Origin of the sequence: Tenacibaculum sp. MAR_2009_124 (genome assembly GCF_900105455.1) — a bacterium.
Classification (GTDB): Bacteria; Bacteroidota; Bacteroidia; order Flavobacteriales; family Flavobacteriaceae; genus Polaribacter.
Genome location: NZ_FNSF01000005.1, coordinates 755,787 through 776,319, shown reverse-complemented (window position 1 = coordinate 776,319; position 20,533 = coordinate 755,787). Strand labels below are relative to the sequence as shown.

Here is a 20,533-nt window from a genome sequence, read left to right as displayed (position 1 = left end):
TTGCAAAAAACGCAAATTATGCTGTGTTATGAACTTATTAAAAAGGTGTGTAAGTAGTTGTAAAATCTACATAATCACTAGGGTTAAGGTGTTTTGAGTTCGAAATCGTTATCGTGTTTTCGTAAATAGTTATTTTTTTGTTAAAAAAAATATATATATTTGGCATTGTTTTGGCGAAAATATTATGAATTATTGAGTTTTATTAACAGATAAGTAATAATAATCGAACAAAACTAAATTAAAACCCTTCTTACAATGAAACACAAGTACTTTAAAAGTCTTGTGGTTGCTGGTGTGTTTATCGGGCTAGGCCTTAATTCACAAATGCAAGCGCAAAACAAAAGTGAAGTTGAACAAATCCGTAAAGGATACAACTTAACAAAACTCGAAAACCTGAAGCAAAATCTTCAAAGAAAGGCTTCGGAAGAAAAACAAAAAGCTTTATTATTAGCCAAACAAAAGGGATGGCAAACAAAGTTCACAACAAAAGATGGTAGTTTGGTTGAACTGCAAAAGGTTGTTGATGGTAAACCCATTTATTACACAACTTTTAATGCGGCAGCGGCCAAATCTACAAGAGCAAATCACTTAAACACTGGAGGTTCTCTTGGTCTTAACTTAATGGGGCAAAATTTATCGGCTCACGTTTGGGACGGAGGAATTGCTCGAGCAACACATAGAGAATATGATGGTGCTGGTGGAACAAATCGTTTTACTGTGGGTGACGGTAGTGCTTCTGTAAACTTTCATGCGGCTCATGTTACTGGTACTATTATGGCATCGGGTGTGACAGCATCGGCTAAAGGAATGGCACCACATGCTAAAGCAGTTGGTTATGACTGGAACAGTGATACATCCGAAGCTACAACAGCTGCAGCGAATGGAATGTTGGTTTCAAACCATTCATATGGTTACAGGGCTAGTCAAATTCCTGACTATTATTTTGGAGCGTATATTGGAGTATCACGTGATTGGGATGAAATCATGTTTAATGCTCCGCAATACCTTATGGTTGTTGCTGCGGGTAATGATGGAAATGATAATACTTCTAATGGGAGCCCTTTAAATGGAAACTCTTCTTATGATAAGTTATCAGGGCATTCTACCACTAAAAATAATTTAGTTGTAGCAAATGCAAACGATGCTAATGTTGATGCTAATGGTAACCTAATTTCGGTTACAATAAACAGCTCAAGTAGTGAAGGTCCAACTGATGATTTTCGTATAAAACCAGATATTACTGGAAATGGAACTAGCTTATACTCTTCATTGGAGAGTAGCGATAGTGCATATGGAAACTTAACTGGAACGTCTATGGCCTCTCCGAACGTTACGGGTTCTTTATTGTTATTACAAGAGCACTACAATAATACACAGGGTTCTTTTATGAGAGCTGCGACATTAAAAGGATTGGCGCTACATACAGCAGATGATGCTGGAGCTTCAGGACCTGATGCAGTTTACGGATGGGGGTTACTGAATGTGAAAAAAGCAGCGGAAGCAATTACGCAAAAAGGAAATCAATCAAGAGTTGAAGAACTTAGTTTAAGTTCTGGTCAAACATATACTATTACGGTTGATTCTGATGGAACAAGCCCATTATTAGCTTCAATTTCTTGGACAGATAGACCAGGTACTGCAAATACAGGAACTGTGAATGTAACTACACCAGTTTTAGTAAACGATTTAGATATTAGAGTTGCTAAATCAGGTACTAGCTATTTACCATATAAGTTGACAGGACCAACAACAAGTGCGAAGCAAGACAACAATGTCGATCCATTTGAAAGAGTTGATGTAGCGAATGCTTCAGGAACTTATACAATTACAGTTACACATAAAGGAAATTTAACAGGAGGAAGTCAAAACTTTACGTTAATCGTAACAGGAACTACAGGAACCTCTGTTTGTGATGCAACGGTTCCAACAGGAGTAAATGCATCAGATGTAGCGTCGTCAAGCGCAACGGTTTCTTGGTCTGTGGTTACAGGTGCATCTTACGATGTAAGATATCGTCAGGTAGGGACAAGTACTTGGACAACTAATGCTGTTTCAGGAACATCAACATCGTTAACGGCATTATCTCCTTTAACTTCTTATGAAGCTCAAGTTCGTAGTAAGTGTTCTTCAGGGAGCTCAGCATATAGTGCGTCTGTTAATTTTACAACTCCTGATGTGCCACCAATTAGCTGTTCTTCAACCGTAAGTACATTTCCATATGGTCAAGGGTTTGAGTCTGGTGATGGTTGGATCCAGATAACTGGTGATGATGGGAACTGGGTAAGAAAAAGTGGAAGTACTCCTTCTTCAGGTACTGGACCAAGTTCAGCAAGTGAAGGATCTTTTTATTTGTTCTTAGAAGCCTCAACGAATAATAGTGCAGGTCAAATAGGACATAATGCCACGGCAATTTTAGAGAGTCCTTGTTTTGATTTATCATCGGCTACTTCAGCATCATTTAGCTTTAAAAACCATCTGTTCGGTAATAATATAGGAACTTTAACCGTTCAAGGCTCTTCGGATGGAACTACTTGGGCAGATCTTTGGACTGCTTCTGGTAGTAAAGGAAATCAATGGAATTCTGATTCTGTAGATCTTGCATCTTATGCAGGAGGTACAGTAAAATTAAGAATCGTAGGTAAAACAGGTAATGGTTGGTCAAGTGATATTGCGGTTGATGACTTATCTGTAGCAACTTCTGGAGGTTCAGATACTCAGGCACCTACTGCACCAGCAAGTTTAACGGCTTCAAATACAACTCAAACTACAACCTCATTAAGCTGGACAGCTTCCACAGATAATGTTGGAGTAACCGGATATGATGTTTACCAAGGAACGACAAAAATAGTCACAGTTACGGGAACTACATATAATGTTACTGGTTTAACAGCCAACAGCACATATTCATTTTCTGTAAAAGCGAAAGATGCAGCTGGAAACGAATCAGCTTCAAGTAATATTGTAAGTGTTACAACTCAGGCAATACCGGTTAACTATTGTGCTTCAAAAGGAAACAACTCAAGTTATGAGTGGATCGATTATGTGGCTTTTGGAGGAATGACAAATACATCAGGAAACGATAGTGGGTATAGAGATTATACTGATAAGATTGCTACTGTTGGTAGAGGAGGTACATATCCATTAGTATTTAGCGTTGGATTTAGAAGTACTTCGTATACAGAGCACTGGGCGGTTTGGATCGATTATAATCGTGATGGTACGTTCTCTAGTAGCGAAAAAGTAGCAACAGGAGTTTCAGCAAGTTCAGGAAATTTAAGTGAGAATGTAATAATACCTTCTTCGGCAGTTTTAGGACAAACTAGAATGCGTGTTTCAATGAAGTGGAATGCTTCTCAAACAGCTTGTGAAACATTCTCTTATGGTGAAGTTGAAGATTACACGGTAAATATCACTGCGAACGCTGCAAACTACGTAGCATTTTCAGAAACAAATACTGAAAGATTAGAAAACAACGTGATTTCGGATTTAATTACGTATCCAAATCCAGCTACTAATTACGTAAATGTTAAGGCCAGATTCAGAACTGATAAGGCAACATATAGAATTGTAAACACTATCGGTGCAACAGTTAAATCTGGTGTGTTTACACCTAATATTGATGTATCACAATTAAACTCAGGAATCTACTTATTTGAGGTTAATGATGGTCAAAAGCAAATAACTACTAAGCTAGTAAAGAAATAGAAAAACTCATTTATTATTAACACAAAAGCAGTAAGAGACTTTTTGTCTCTTGCTGTTTTTACCCAAACACCCTTATTAATATGAATATTAAGTTTAGAGTATTAATTGGAGGGCTGTCATTGGCGGCTATTTCAATTACTGGTTCTAAGTATTTAAAAGAACAAAATGCTAGAAATGAAATAACAGAAAAGCGTGAAATGCATAGCTCTTTTATGAATAAGAGTCCATTGAATGAAACGTTAAAATGGGGAAAGAAAGAGAGAAAATTAAAAGGTTTACCACCTAATAGGTATTTTGATCAAATGGAGCTATTAACCATGAATCCAGCCACTGGAAAAATGGAAGATGGTAGTTTAACAGGATTAAGAGAACAATTACTACAAGAAAGAATTTTAAGACAAAACAACCAAAGAAGTACTCCAGGAGAAACAGGGAACTCTTGGGTAGAAAGAGGTCCGAATAATGTAGGAGGAAGAACGAGAGTTATATTATTTGACCCAAATGATGCTTCTAATAATACTGTTTACGCTGGAGGTGTAAGTGGTGGTTTATGGAAGAATACAAATATAACAAGTTCTAACTCTCAATGGTCTAGAGTACAGAATGTCCCAGGGAATTTATCAGTAACATCAATTACTATTGATCCGAGAAATTCAAATAGATGGTATGTTGGAACGGGTGAGCAGTATACTGCTGGAGATGTTGTAGGAAATGGAGTGTATGTGACCAATGATGGTGGTACTACATGGAATGCTGTAAATATACCAGCAGCAGGTGGAGCAGATATTAACCACAATGCGAGCAATGTTTTTTTATCTGGTATTCATTATGTAAATGATGTATTAGCTTGGGATAATGGAACAGGAACGGAGTTATTTGTAGCTGTTGGAGCACATGTTTATGGAGATTCATCAAGCCCTAGAAACTGGTTAGGTTTACAATCCGCAGGTTTATATCGATCAACTGATGGAGGAACTACTTGGGGAAGATTAGAATCGGCCAATATGAAGTATACTTTTGGAACAAATGACTATTACTATATTCCAAACGATTTAGAAGTTGGTGCGGATAATAAGTTGTGGATGGGAACTATCCAATCGGCTTTAGATGCAAACAGTGGAGGTAGAGTATTTAGCTCAACAAATGGTGGTACTTGGACAGAAGCAGCAGCATCACCTTTATCAGATTCTAATAGAGTGGAATTGGAGCCTTCTGCAACAAATGGAAACAAAATTTACGCTTTAACACAAGGAACAGTGAATACGGCTCCTGTGCATATTTATAAAACGACAAACGGATTTGCGAGTGTAACGTCAACATCGTTACCGAATGATGCAGATAGTGGGATTCCTGCAAATGACTTTTGTAGAGGTCAAGCATTTTATGATTTAGTAATCGAGGCCGATCCAACAAATGACAATGTAGTTTATGTTGGTGGTATTGATTTGTTTAAAACTACGAATGGGGGAACTTCATGGTCTCAGTTATCGCACTGGTACGGAGGTTTTGGTCATCAAAATGTGCATGCTGATCAACATTCTATTGCGTTTGGAAACAATAATTCATCAAGAATGTTATTTGGAAATGATGGAGGAGTTTATTACACTGGAAATGCAGGAGGAACAATTAGCGTAAGAAATAGAGGATATAACGTAACACAGTTTGTAAAAGCTGGTATAGGACCTGATGGTGCTGGTGATACTGGTGGAATATTTACTGCTGGAGCGCAAGATAACGGTACACAGGCGTTTAGAAACCCTACAGCAGGGATAAACAGTTCGACATTTTTAAGTGATGGAGATGGGTTTTATACGTTCGTTGATAAAGATGGTGATTACATGATTGCTACCTATGTAAGAAATGTAATTTACCGTTTTAATTTACCATGGAATGGTTTGGGAAGACAACAAGGAGGAGCTACAACTTTATTGAACGAGCAAGGTACTGGAGACTTCGTAAACCCAATGGGTTACGATGATTCGGCAAATCGTTTATTAACAAATGCTTCTACTGATACAGCAAAGTCTATCAAGAGTATTAATGTTGCAGCGAACTCTAAAGGAAATATAACAAATACATTATTAGATGCGAGTCCAACGGCGTTTATAGCGTCTCCTTTTGCTAACAATACTTGGTATGTTGGTCTATCAAATGGAAAACTATTAATGTTAACGAATGTAACCAATTCAAATGCTACATGGGCTAGTATTAGTGCACCATTTATTGGATCGGTGTCTTCCGTAAGATTCGGAGCAACGGCTAATGATATTTTTGTAACAATTCATAATTACGGTGTTACGAGTATTTGGGCAACTGCCGATGGTGGTGCCAATTGGGTAAGTAAGGAAGGAAATTTACCTAATATTCCTGTTAGAGACTTCTTACAAAACCCATTATCAAGAAATGAAGCAATTATTGCTACACAACTTGGTGTTTGGTCTACGTCAAACTTCAATGATGTAAACCCTACTTGGGATCAAGCATATAATGGAATGAGTGATGTTAGCGTAACATCATTTGACTACTGGAATGTGAGTGGAGATCATACAAACAATAAAATCATAGCTTCAACTTATGGTAGAGGTGTGTTTACAGGAGAGTTTACTTCATCTAATTCTACACCAGACACTCAAGCGCCAACGGTACCAACAAACGTTACTGCAAGTTCTGTAACGGCTACTGGATTAGCATTAACTTGGACAGCTTCAACAGATAATATTGCCGTAACTGAATATGATATTTATCAAGACGCTACTAAAATAGGAACTTCTACAAGTCCTTCATACAATGTAACGGGATTAACTGCGAGCACGAATTATACATTTTCTATAAAAGCGAAAGATGCCGCAGGGAATGAATCTACAGCGAGTAATAATGTTAGCGTTACGACTTCAAGTGCGCCATCAATTAGTTGTACTTCAACAATAAGTAATTTTCCATACGGTCAAGGTTTTGAATCAGGAAATGGATGGACGCAAGCAACTGGTGATGATGGAAATTGGGTTAGAAAAAGTGGAAGTACTCCTTCATCGGGAACAGGACCAACTTCTGCTAATGAAGGAACATATTATATGTTCTTAGAAGCTTCAACAAATAACAGTGCTGGGCAAATTGGAGCCAACGCTACTGCAATTTTGGAGAGCCCATGTATCGATTTAACATCAGTAACATCTGCAACATTTAGTTTTAAGAATCATATGTTTGGGAATAACATAGGAGTGTTAACCGTACAGGGATCTTCAGATGGTACTACTTGGACAAATTTATGGACCGCTTCTGGTAGTAAAGGAAATCAATGGAATTCTGAATCAGTGGATTTAGCTTCTTATGCAGGCAGTACTATTAAGCTGAGAATTGTTGGTAAAACAGGTAATGGTTGGTCAAGTGATATTGCTATTGACGACTTATCAGTAACAGCTTCAGGAGGTTCAGATACACAAGCTCCAACGGCTCCTGGTAACTTAACTTCTTCTAATATTGCTCAAACTACACTGAGTTTAACATGGACAGCCTCAACAGATAATGTAGGAGTAACTGGATATGATGTATACCAAGGAACAACTAAAATTGCTTCGACAGCTACAGCTTCATACAATGTAACTGGATTAACAGCAAATACTGCTTATACTTTTTCTGTTAAAGCAACCGATGCGGCTGGAAACGAATCTAATTCGAGTAATGTAGTAAATGCAACTACTTTAGGAAATGTGGTTTCATACTGTGCTTCAAAAGGGAATAGAGTAAGTTATGAGTGGATTGATTATGTTTCTTTTGGAGGAATGACAAATACATCTGCGGCGAATGGGGGCTATGGTGACTTTACAAATAAGGTGGCTACAGTTACAAGAGGAACCACTAATCAAATTTTGGTAAGCGCAGGGTTTAGAAACTCAGCATATACCGAATATTTTACGGTTTGGATTGATTATAACCAAAATGGAACTTTTGAAAGCAATGAGCAAACATCTTTAGGTTCTTCCAATACGGCAACCAATAGATCTGCAAATATCTCAATTCCAGCTTCAGCAAACCTTGGTCAAACTAGAATGAGAGTTTCGATGAAATATAACGCGGCTTCAACAGCTTGTGAAGCTTTTCCTGATGGAGAAGTGGAAGATTATACAGTAAATATTACGAATTCTGCTACAGCGGTTGCTACTATTTCGAGTGATGAATATGCTGAGTCTTTAGATAAAGATGGTTTAACTAGTTTAACGGTTTACCCGAATCCAGCAATTAATCATGTTATTGTTAGGTTTGGAAGTAATGAAAATGTTAACTACAGAATTACAAATACTATTGGACAAATAGTTCAGCAAGGAAATACAATAAATAATGCCATAAACATTACTGAATTACAACATGGAGTTTATGTATTGGAGGCAAACGATGGACAAAAATCAATAACTACTAAGTTAGTTAAGAGATAATTTTAAAAACCCTTCTTCTTTTAACTAATGGACGCCCTGAGCTTTTTAGCTCAGGGTTTTTTTTATGTAAAACAGAAAATTTAGAGTGTCAGCTTAAGCTTTTGCTTGAGAGAAGCTTAAATAAAAGGTTTTAGTAAGAATCTAATCAACTCAAAGAAATAGGACTAATTGCAAAAAATGATAAGATAAAATAACCTAAAAATGCGCAGAAATTACACTTAACTACTTGGTAAAGTTCCATAAGAACTTTGAAAAGAGAGTATGATAGTGGAAAGTTAATGAAACTTAGTTAATCGATTTTGATTTTTAATTTATTGTCTTTTAGTTTTTTACTCACTTTTTTAAGTGAATGAAATGGCGTTTTTGTGAAAAACATTGAACTATTTTTAGTTTGCTATTGACTTTAGCTATATCGTTTCTACTCCTTCTTTTTTAAAATTAGTTTTTTCTTTATTATGTAACAGATACCGATTTTTTTTTGCGAAAAGTCAAATAAATATTTTATTCTTTTAAAAGACTATATGAACTAAGGGATTCATGTATAATTTAGATAATTTTCACCTCTACTTTTTAAATTTCAAATTTCCTGAAAAGAAATTAATTATATATTTGGCATCATTTTAACAAAAAAAATACAGATTTGTGATTTTTGTTATTAAAAATCAATGTTAAATTAAAATAACTATAATTTTAAAAACTCATTCAAAATGAGATACAACTATTTAAAAAATCTAATATTTATTGGAGGAATCTTAGGGTTCGGTTTCCAAACGCAAATGCAATCACAGAATAAGCAGGAAATTAAAAACATTCGAAGAGGTTATGATTTATCGAAATTAAAATCATTAATAAATAAATTCAAAAAAGAGTCATCAAAGGTTAAGAAGGAAGTTTTTGAAGAAGCGAAACGAAACGGATGGAAAACTCAAATCGAAAAAAAAGATGGTAGCTTTATGGAGTTACAAAGGGTAGTAAATGGAAAGCCTATTTATTACACAACCTTTAATGTAGATGCTGCGAAATCAACGAGAACAAATCATTTACATTCAGAAGGGTCTTTAGGACTTAATCTTCTAGGACAAGGGATGACAGCTCATGTTTGGGATGGTGGTTTGGCAAGAATGACTCATCAAGAATATGATGGGGCAGGAGGGAATGATCGTTTTTCTATTGGAGATTCTTCAAAGAAAAAGCATTATCATGCGGCTCATGTTACAGGAACTATTATCGCATCGGGGGTTAAAGCCAACGCTAAGGGAATGGCTCCTTATGCAAAAGCCATAGGTTATGATTGGGAAGATGATAAGGAGGAAGTAACGAATGCGGCTTCAAATGGAATGTTAATTTCAAATCATTCGTATGGGTATGCAGCAAGAAATGACTTTGGTCAGGTTCAACTTCCTCAACATTTTTTTGGCGGATATATTGATGAGTCTCGTGCTTGGGATGAAATTCTGTTCACGGCCCCCAATTATTTGATGGTTGTCGCGGCTGGAAATGATGGCGATGATAATACAGCTAATGATAACCCTAACGGTGGTTTTGCTTGGGACAAATTGACGGGAGCGGCAACATCGAAGAATAACTTAGTGGTTGCTAATGCTCAAGATGCAAATATTGATGCTAATGGAAATTTAGTATCAGTTTTGATAAATAGTTCCAGTAGTGAAGGACCAACAGATGATTTTAGAATAAATCCAGATATTGCAGGAAATGGAACTAAGGTTTATTCTACTTATGATAATAGCGATACGTCTTATAAAGCTATTTCGGGAACATCGATGGCTTCACCAAATGTTACTGGATCATTGGTTCTTTTGCAACAGCATTATAAAAACTTAAACAATGGTAGTTATATGAAAGCTGCAACGTTAAAAGGATTGGTCTTACATACTGCAGATGATGCAGGGGTTTCAGGACCTGATGCTGTTTTTGGTTGGGGGTTATTAAACACAAAAAAAGCAGCCGAAACCATTACAGAAAGAGGTAGTCAATCACAAATAAAAGAATTAACCCTGCAGTCTGGTGAATCATATACCATTACGGTGAATTCTGACGGGGTAAATCCTTTGTTTGCTTCTGTTTCTTGGACGGATAGACCTGGAGAAGAAAATGAAGAGGTAAACTCTACAACACCAGTATTGGTTAATGATTTAGATTTGAGAGTTACTAAAGGTGAAATTCAATATTTGCCGTATAAATTAACTGGACCTAAAACGAATGCAAAGAAAGATAATAATGTTGACCCTTTTGAAAGAGTTGATGTTAATGCGGCATCAGGAACATATACGATTAAGGTTACGCATAAAGGTAATTTAACGGGGGCTAGTCAAAATTTTACGCTTATTGTAACAGGTATTTCAGATGAACCAATAGCTTGTAGTGCTTCTATACCATCGGAGCTGAACTCTTCAAATGTTACATCTTCAGGTGCCGTTATAAATTGGAACCTAGTGCAAGGAGCAACGTATGATGTAAGATTCCGTAAAGTTGGATCAAATGATTGGATTGCGAAAGCCGTATCTGGCATATCTGTTTCTTTAACAGACTTATCCTCTTCAACAAAATATGAAGTCCAAGTACGTAGTAAATGTTTTTCTGAAAACTCTGAATATAGCTCTCCTGTTAATTTTACAACTTCCGATATTACCATTTCATATTGTAATTCAAAAGGTAATAGTGTCAAAGATGAATATATACAAAGAGTTAAACTTGGAAGTATCGATAATTCTTCAGAAGGAGGAACTGGATATACTGATTTTACATCAAAATCAACCAATTTAAATAAAGGTAAAACTTATTCAATTGCTATTACACCAAAATGGACTGGAAATACATATGCAGAAGGTTATGGTGTTTATATTGATTATAATAAAGATGGAGATTTTGAGGATGAGAATGAAATTGTTTGGACAAAAGAACCCACGAAAACGGCACCAGTTATGGGCTCATTTAAGATCCCTAATCATGTAATTGAAGGAGAAACTAGAATGAGGATTGTTATGCAGTATAATGAGTCAACAAAACCCTGTGGTGTTTATAAGTATGGAGAGACCGAAGATTATACCGTACGGATAAAAAATTCGCAGATAGATACAGAAGCTCCAACTATTCCTCAAGGTTTAGTAGTGTCCAACGTGACTCAAACAAGTTTGGAGTTAAACTGGAAAGAGTCAACAGATAATATTAGAGTAATTGGATATGATGTCTATCAAGGAACAACAAAAGTTAAATCAGTTGTAAACACTACTGCTAATATAACTGGCTTGATGCCGAATACTTCATATTCTTTTTCTGTAAAAGCAAAAGATGCTGAAGGAAATTTTTCAACTTCAAGTGATGTTGTAAATGTAAAAACCGCAGATAATTCTGAAGCGGTTTATTGCGAATCGAAAGGAAAGAATTCTTCTTATGAATGGATTGATTATGTGTCGTTTGGAGGAATGTTTAATGAAAGTGGAAATGATAATGGGTATAAGTATTATGAAAATAAAATAGCAGAAGTACAACGAGGAAGCGAAAATAATAACTTGAAAATTAGCGCAGGATTTGGAGGCAAAGCTTATAAAGAATATTGGGCAGTTTGGATTGATTTTAACAAAGATGGAAACTTTGATGATGATGAAAAAGTAATTAGCGAAGCTTCATCAAGTGCAAATCATTTAGGTAATAATGTAAGGATCCCTTCGAATGCTATTTTAGGAACTACTAGAATGCGAGTGTCAATGAAATGGGATAAACAACAAGGAGCTTGTGAAACCTTTTCACATGGTGAAGTTGAAGATTATAATGTAAATATTGTTACTTCTAACCAAATTAATATGGATAGCGCAGTTTATCAAGACCCTTATTTTATTGTATACCCCAACCCCGTGATAGATTTTGTTAATATTAATACAGATTTAAAACTACAGAATGCGACATATAAAATTTTGAATAAATCAGGAAATGCCATTCAATTTGGTAAGATTGAATCGAAGGTAGATGTATCTTCTTTAAGTTCTGGAATATATATATTGGAGGTTTCGTGTGGAAATAAGCGAATGATTTCAAAATTGATTAAAAAATAGAGTGGACATTTTTTGTTTTGAAGGCCTGAGATTTTCTCAGGCTTTTTTTGTTAAAAATGCATGCAATTTATCTGAGTATCTTGACTAACGCTTTTTGGGAAATTTCTATTGAAAAATAGCACTTTACCAATAATTTTTGCTCGTAAAAGCCATCGAATTTTAGTTAGATGTCTATGAAATAGAATGTTAAATCTGTTTGAAAGGTTGACTATTAACAGAAAAACGACATTCTTTGTTGCATTTTGTTTTTTTAAGGAGTTTTTACCTCAATATCAAGTACATTGCGCTCCACTTTGCAATAAAATGTTAGGAAATCTTAATTCTTAACATCGGGGGGCAAACAACTAAATTTAATAAAAAAAAACCTTTCAAAAATGAATCACAAGTATTTAAAAATGCTTGTGTTTGCTGGTATGTGTTTGGGCGCTAGTCTTTACACAAAATTGCAGGCACAAAACAAACAAGAAACTCAAAAAATTCGTAGTAGTTATAATTTAACAAAACTCGAAATTCTCAGAAAAAAACTACGAACCGAACAAACGAAACAAAAACAAGAAGCATTGCGATTAGCTAAGCAAAAGGGTTGGCAAACAGAAATCTTCAAGAAGGACGGTGGTTTTATGGAGATTCAAAGAGTAGAAAATGGAGTACCAATTTATTATACTACACATAATGTTGATGCGGCAAAATCAACGAGAACAGACCACTTGCATACAGGAGGATCTTTGGGGTTAAACCTTTTAGGCCAAGGAATGACTATTAATGTTTGGGATGGAGGTGCTGTTCAGTTAACCCATGAAGATTACGATGGTCCAGGTGGAAACAATCGCGCCTCAGTTATTGATGGAGTAACGAATAGAAATGCCAATACATTCCATGCGATGCATGTTACAGGAACGTTGATAGGATCAGGTGTTTATCAATCAAATGCGAAAGGGATGGCTCCTCATGCAAGAGCCGAAACAGCTGACTGGAATAATGATATTTCGGAAGCAACATCAGAGGCTTCAAGTGGTATGCTTATTTCTAACCATTCCTATGGTTTATATTTTCGAGATCCTGAAACAGGACAGGTAGTATTGCCTCAATATTACTTTGGTGCCTATGTTACCGAATCTCGTCAATGGGATCAACTTATGTTCAATGCGCCCTATTATTTAATGGTTAGATCAGCAGGAAATGATGGTGATGATAATACGGCTAATAACAATCCTTCTGGAGGTTATGGATTCGATAAATTAACTGCGGCATCAACAGCTAAAAACAATTTAGTGGTAGCGAATGCACAAGACGCAAGTGTTGATGCAAGTGGTAACTTAATTTCAGTAGTTATTAACTCTGGAAGTAGTGAAGGACCTACGGATGATTTTAGAATTAAACCGGACATTACAGGAAATGGTACTGATGTATACTCTTCGTTTGATTTTCAAAGTTTAGCCATGAATCCTGGTGCTCCTAATATGAGTGATGGAAATCCAAACAATGATTATTACTCTATTAGCGGAACATCAATGTCAGGGCCAAATGTAGCTGGTTCATTATTATTACTTCAACAGCATCATAAAAACTTAAACAATGGAGATTTTATGAAAGCAGCTACTTTAAAAGGGTTGGCTTTGCATACAGCTGATGATGCTGGAGCTTCAGGACCCGACGCTGTTTTTGGTTGGGGATTGTTAAATACAAAAAGAGCCGCAGAAACAGTTACTAATAAAGGAAATCAATCTAAAATTGAAGAGTTAACGTTAAGCTCAGGACAAACATATACAATTACTGTTCAGTCAGATGGAACAAGTCCATTGTTAGCTTCGATATCATGGACGGACAGACCCGGAACGGCTACAACATCTGTAAACTCAACTACGCCTGTTTTAGTAAACGATTTGGATATTAGAGTGTCTAAAAACGGAACTACTTATTTTCCGTATAAATTAACAGGAGCGACAACAAGCGCTAAACAAGATAATAATGTTGACCCTTTTGAAAGAGTTGATGTGGAAAATGCTTCAGGAACCTATACAATTACTGTTACTCATAAGGGATCATTAGTTGGTGGAAAGCAAGATTATTCATTAATAGTAACGGGTATTTCAGGAAATACAACTGCTTGTAATGCTACGGTTCCTACTGGTGTATCTACTTCTAATGTTACCGCTTCTGGGGTTACAGTTTCTTGGGATACTGTTCCGCAAGCTACCTATCAGGTTAGATATCGCCAAGTGGGTACAACTACCTGGACAACTGTACCTGTTCTGTCAACTTCAACAACATTAAGTGGGTTATCTGAGGGTACTCAGTATGAGGTTCAAGTTCGTAGTGTATGTCCTACAGGAAATTCGAATTACAGTAGCTCTGTGAATTTTACAACGCAATCGACAGGGCCTCCGTCTGTTCAATATTGCGAATCAAGGGGAAATAATTCAAGCGAAGAACATATTCAAAGAGTACAACTCGGAACGATAAACAAAACGTCAGGAGGAACAAGTGGATATTCAGATTTCACGAGTGTCTCAACTGACCTTGAAAAATCAACAGAATATACTATTGTTATTACACCAAGATGGACAGGCTCAGTTTACAGCGAAGGTTATGCTGTGTTTATCGATTATAATCAGGATGGTGATTTTTCTGACCCAGATGAAACAGTATGGACAAAATCTCCATCAACCAACACAGCCGTTTCTGGTACGTTTACCGTTCCTGCTAGTGCAAAAGAAGGAGCAACAAGAATGCGTGTTATCTTAAGATATAATGCAGTTCCTAGCGCTTGTGGAGTTTATGATTATGGTGAAACAGAAGATTATACAGTTGTTATTGGTGGTTCTCAGAGCGATACACAAGCTCCTTCGGTACCAAGTAATTTAACAACTTCAAATATTACCCAGACTGAAGTACGTTTAAGTTGGGCGGCTTCAACGGATAATATAGGAGTAGAGGGGTATTATGTATATGTTGACGGAAACCTTGTTGGTACTACGACAGATACATTTATGAATGTTACCGGATTGAATCCGAATACAACATATACTTTTACAGTTGTAGCGTTTGATGCGGCTAATAATGAGTCTGCACCAGCTACTGTTACAGCAACTACATTGAGTGAAGTAGATAATATTGCTCCTTCGGTACCAGGTAATTTAACTGCTTCAAATATAACACAAACTCAAGTGCGTTTAACTTGGACCGCCTCAACTGATAATATTGGTGTAGAAGGATATTACGTTTATGCTAATGGAAACCTTGTAGGGACTGTAACGGATACTTTTATGAATGTTACTGGATTGAACCCAAATACAACATACACATTTACTGTTGTGGCGTTTGATGCAGCAGGGAATGAATCTGCACCGGCTACTACAACGGCAACCACGCTTAGTAATGCGGTTAGTTACTGTTCTTCTGGTGGAAATAATGCTAATTATGAATGGATAGATTATGTAGCTTTTGGAGGAATGACAAATAGCACAGGAAGTGATTATGGATATGGAGACTATACAAATAAAGTAGCTACTGTCGGAAAGGGAGGTACATATCACTTATTATTTAGTGCTGGTTTTTCAGCTACTCCATATGTAGAGTATTGGGCGGCTTGGATTGATTATAATCAGGATGGAGTTTTTTCTGCTTCGGAAAGGGTTTCGGAGGGAAGCTCATCAAGTTATGATCTATTAACAACAGAAGTAAATATTCCTTATTCAGCAACGTTGGGACAAACAAGAATGAGAGTTTCAATGAAGTGGGATGGAAGTCAAACGGCATGTGAAATATTTGGTTATGGAGAAGTTGAAGATTATACCGTAAACATTGTCTCGAACGGAGGGAGTTCAAATGGAGTGTTTGGTAATATCAATGCAGAAACACTTAAAAACAAGGTGCTTTCAGATATAATGGTATATCCTAACCCTGCGGAGTCAATAGTTGAAATAAAAGGACTTTCTTCTTTAAAAGGAGCGCCTTATGCAATAGTTAATACTCTAGGGAGCGTAATAGAAAAAGGTAAGTTAAAATCTTATTTAGATGTATCGAACTTGGAGTCTGGTGTTTATATATTAGAGGTTAATGATGGTCAAAAACTATTAACATCGAAAATTGTTAAAAAGTAATTTGATTAGAATTTTATGATAAACGTTTCTTTTTAAGAAACGAATACTCGATGATGAATAAGAGGTTGTTAAAAGCAACCTCTTTTTTTATAAGTCATTTTTGTGTTGCTTTGAGAATAGTTTGGTATTGTTTTTATTTACTTTTGTCAAATGAATTATTTAACGGTAGAAAACATCTCTAAATCTTACGGAGAAAAAGTATTATTTCAAGATATTTCTTTTGGAATCAATAAAGACCAGAAAATCGCATTTGTTGCAAAAAATGGAAGTGGAAAGACTTCTATTTTAAATATTATAGCTGGGAAAGATACTCCTGATACGGGTCAGGTAATTAATAGAAAAGGAATTCACATTGCCTATTTAGCTCAAGATTCAAGTTTTGATGAAGATTTAACTATTGAAGAAACCATTTTTTCAACAGAAAATAAAATTTTACCAATAATTCAACAGTATGAAGAAGCATTAGAAAACCCTGATAACCAAGAGGCTTATCAAAAAGCATTTGAACTCATGGAGCAGCATAATGCTTGGGATTTCGAAACCCAATATAAACAAATACTTTCTAGGCTTAAACTTGATAACTTAACACAGAAGGTAAAAACACTTTCAGGAGGTCAAAAAAAACGTTTAGGTTTAGCTATAATTTTAATTAATAAGCCGGATCTTTTAATTTTAGATGAGCCAACCAACCATTTAGATTTAGAAATGATTGAATGGTTAGAGGCGTTTTTTGCTAAGGAGAAAATTACCTTGTTTATGGTAACGCACGACCGTTATTTTTTAGAACGTGTTTGTAATGAAATTTTAGAGCTTGACAACGGAAAATTATACAAGTACAAAGGGAACTATTCGTACTACTTGCAAAATAAAGAAGAACGCTTAGCTTTAGAAGCCACAAATTTAAGCAAAGCCAAAAGTTTATTTAAAAAAGAGCTCGATTGGATGCGTCGTCAACCAAAAGCCAGAACTACGAAATCAAAATCGAGAATTGATGACTTTTTTGAGATCAAAAATAAAGCACATCAGAGAAGACAAGATCATCAGGTTCAACTCGAAATAAATATGGAGCGCTTAGGAAGTAAAATCGTTGAGCTTCATAACCTAAAAAAGTCGTTTGGCGACACTTTAATTCTTGATGGTTTCGAATATGTTTTTAAAAAAGGAGAGCGTATTGGAGTTATTGGGAAAAATGGAACTGGGAAATCATCTTTCCTTAATATTTTAACTCAGCGAGAAGGTGTTGATGGAGGGAAGGTAGTTACCGGAGAAACTGTGAAATTCGGGTATTATACTCAAAACGGTATACAAATAAAAGAAGGTCAAAAAGTTATTGAAGTTATTAAAGAGTTTGGTGAGTATATTCCATTAACAAAAGGACGAAAAATTTCGGCGGGACAACTCCTTGAACGTTTTTTATTTGATAGAAAAAAGCAGTATGATTTTGTAGAAAAATTATCAGGAGGAGAACAAAAACGATTGTACTTATGTGCTGTGTTAATTCAAAACCCTAACTTTTTGATACTCGATGAGCCTACAAACGATTTGGATGTAGTTACGTTAAACGTTTTGGAAAGTTTCTTACTAGATTATCCTGGGAATTTAATGGTAGTTTCGCATGATCGTTATTTTATGGATAAAATAGTTGATTCTCTTTTTGTCTTTAGAGGAGAAGGAGTAGTGGAGAACTTCCCTGGAAATTACTCGGATTTCAGAGCCTATGAAAATTCTCATCAACCTCAGGTGAAAGAAGAGAAAAAGGTTGCCGAAGCGGTGGTTAATGCACCGAAAAAAGGAAAGCTCAACTACAATGAGAAAAGAGAGTATGGGGCGTTAGAAAAAGATATAGAAAGATTACAAAAAAAGCGTAAGATCATTGAAGAGATGTTTAGCGCTGGAACGATCGCTCCAGAAGAAATTAATGAAAAATCATTAGAACTTCAGGAAATTATAGAAAATATTGAGGAGAAAGAAGAACGCTGGTTTGAACTTTCAATGAAACTTGAAGAATAATTCTTTTAAAAATTAAAAAACACCTGATTGTGCTAGGGGAAAAAAGCAACAATTAAGATGTTTTTAATTGGGGAAAAAAAACTAACTATTGGGGAATAATTATAGTACGAATTTATATTGAATTAGGGGATTTAATTTAAGTATTCGTTTAATGGTTTCAATAAGTCGGTGAAATGCCATTTAATTCCGTTTGAAGATTGTTTATAGATAAAATAATACCATTTACTAAGTGAGGTTACCGTAATAAACACATTTTTTCCCTTCTTCTTCTTCTTTTGAAGTAGTTTCAAATCAAGGTTGCTATAAATATTATGCATAAAAAAACACCTCAACTGTGCTTTGGGAAAAATATAAGCAATGCTGAGATGTTATTTAGTTGGGAAAACTAACATATTTTGGGAAAAATATATTTAGGCACTTTCAGAAAACAGTCTATTTTTTAAAATACATTGAAAATAGAGGATAAAATTATATAAATTCTATCCTCTATTTCTGTTTAAAAGAGGTTTTATTGATTGAATCTCCTAAAAACGTACCTACAAGACGTAGCTCTCCCATGAAAAAAATACTAAGATTTTATTTTAGGCTATTTGTTGGTCTGTTTGAGCTATTTTTCTTCGACCAATTTCTAATGCATTTCCTGTGTGTATACCAAAGAATATCCATAGAATTTCATTCTTTTTTGTTTTGGCTTTTATTTTCCGTAGGTGATAATGTTCTTTATCCTTACCAAAAGAGCCTTCTAATCTTGTTGCTCTTTCTTTAGCAATGATAGCCCTAAGTTGCTTTTTCTCTTTATGATTTTTAGGTTTTCTACCCTTGGGGATAAAGTCTGTCTGTATGGTTTTTGAGCTACTATATGTTCTGTTTTTATTGGTAGCATAAATTTTATCTCCACCGGCTACTTTTACCTTTTTTCGAGTTAACCCTTGCGCTTTTTGAACTGTTTGTATAAAACGGTTTCCTTCGTGAAACGCATTAAAATTAATATGTTCTATAAAGCTAATTCCATCAATTTGAACTTTGTTAACTTTTGCTCCAAACTCAACAGGCTTTACTTCTTTTCCGCGAACAATAGGACGGATATAATCCTTATGAATACTTACAATTCTATCTTTGATTTTTTCTCCTGTATCAAAATGATCTTTTTGTTGTTTGTAAATTCTTTGGATTGTGTCGATTCGCTTATAATACAAGGGCTTAAACTCGATATTGTAGGCCTTGGATAATTCCTTTTCAAAATCGATAAACTTACTTAATAGCTTCAGTAAAGCTCGGGTTAATGAAGTACGTTTAGACTTGGTTTTTCTTCGCATTTTACTAAATCCTTGGTAACGTTTTTTCCACTTGTTATATCTACTTCTGATCATCTTAGTTCCTAAGATGGAGCAAGTTTTACGTAATTGATTGTACAACCAGTGAACAGATTCCCAAAGTAATTTCTGGATGGTAGGATAACGAACTTCACTTTCGTAACAAGTAGCATCCATTACGATTTGGTCGGTACTATCAATATGATTTTTCCAAGAATTAAAAAGAACTTTTTCTACTAAATTAATATCTAGTTTCTCTGCTAATTCACAACGTATTTGACTTATTATTTTATAGTTTGTTAAACGTTCAAAACCTAATTCTATATCGCAGAAAAATTGATAGTCTAAATTTGAGTTGAGTTGTTCAATCATTTTCCTATCCGAACAATTGGCATAATGCTTTAAAAACATCAAGCCAAGTCTTCCTTTAGGGCTAAAAAGATAGTTACGCCCTTTTTTTTGTTCAGTAATATTTAAAGTAGTAACCAAGTCATCCCAATCAATAGCAGAATAGATTTTGCCCAAATCTCCCTCTAAAAAACGTGTGTAATGAGCATCATAATTCTCACTGAGGGGAAAAAATTGAAATGCGGTGTTGCATTTCAGAAATTCTTCGTATTTTCATAATTACACAAATGGAAACCCCGTTTTTTACCTTTTTTGGTGATTTTCGGGGTTTATTATGAATATAAGATACAACAAAACCCTCGTAAAAACAAGGGTTTAGCTATTTTATGACAGTGCCTATTTAAAAGTAACAACTGTTTTAAGATGTATAATTAATTATCGTTGAATGGTAGCAGCAGATCGATAAAATGAAATTACCTTCCTTTAAATTAGTGTCAGCATTCCTAGTTATTATAAATTTTCACGGTCAATTCATCTTTATCATTCATTAAGAC

The 20,533-nt window shown here is 35.3% G+C and carries 6 protein-coding genes; 5 read left to right on the top strand and 1 reads right to left on the bottom strand.

From position 1 onward, the window contains the following. Positions 1-255: 255 nt before the first annotated feature. The 5 genes from BLW23_RS14080 to BLW23_RS14060 all read left to right on the top strand — a co-directional run bounded on the left by BLW23_RS14080 (position 256) and on the right by BLW23_RS14060 (position 18,318). Positions 256-3,705 carry a S8 family serine peptidase gene (locus tag BLW23_RS14080; protein ID WP_093670910.1) on the top strand — a complete coding sequence of 1,150 codons (3,450 nt, stop codon included), beginning with the start codon at positions 256-258 and terminating at the stop codon, positions 3,703-3,705. A gap of 80 nt (positions 3,706-3,785) precedes the next feature. Next, complete coding sequence (locus tag BLW23_RS14075) at positions 3,786-8,135, top strand: fibronectin type III domain-containing protein (protein WP_093670908.1); 4,350 nt, start codon at positions 3,786-3,788, stop codon at positions 8,133-8,135. A gap of 707 nt (positions 8,136-8,842) precedes the next feature. Continuing rightward, complete coding sequence (locus BLW23_RS14070) at positions 8,843-12,205, top strand: GEVED domain-containing protein (protein WP_218134056.1); 3,363 nt, start codon at positions 8,843-8,845, stop codon at positions 12,203-12,205. 374 nt (positions 12,206-12,579) lie between these two features. Further along, positions 12,580-16,308, top strand: a complete 3,729-nt coding sequence (locus BLW23_RS14065; protein WP_093670906.1) for a GEVED domain-containing protein — start codon at positions 12,580-12,582, stop codon at positions 16,306-16,308. Between the two features lie 150 nt (positions 16,309-16,458). Further along, positions 16,459-18,318: an ABC-F family ATP-binding cassette domain-containing protein gene (locus tag BLW23_RS14060; RefSeq protein WP_093670904.1), complete on the top strand. Its 1,860-nt coding sequence runs from the start codon at positions 16,459-16,461 to the stop codon at positions 18,316-18,318. A 581-nt stretch (positions 18,319-18,899) separates the two neighbouring features. Here BLW23_RS14060 and BLW23_RS14050 read toward each other — a convergent pair. After that, a complete protein-coding gene (locus tag BLW23_RS14050; protein WP_093668298.1) occupies positions 18,900-20,156 on the bottom strand; it encodes a transposase in 1,257 nt (418 codons plus the stop codon). Between the last annotated feature and the right edge of the window lie 377 nt (positions 20,157-20,533).

Coding starts and splice junctions, on each gene's coding strand:
- BLW23_RS14080 (WP_093670910.1), top strand. CDS start 256: ATGAAACACAAGTACTTTAAAAGTCTTGTGGTTGCTGGTGTGTTTATC.
- BLW23_RS14075 (WP_093670908.1), top strand. CDS start 3,786: ATGAATATTAAGTTTAGAGTATTAATTGGAGGGCTGTCATTGGCGGCT.
- BLW23_RS14070 (WP_218134056.1), top strand. CDS start 8,843: ATGAGATACAACTATTTAAAAAATCTAATATTTATTGGAGGAATCTTA.
- BLW23_RS14065 (WP_093670906.1), top strand. CDS start 12,580: ATGAATCACAAGTATTTAAAAATGCTTGTGTTTGCTGGTATGTGTTTG.
- BLW23_RS14060 (WP_093670904.1), top strand. CDS start 16,459: ATGAATTATTTAACGGTAGAAAACATCTCTAAATCTTACGGAGAAAAA.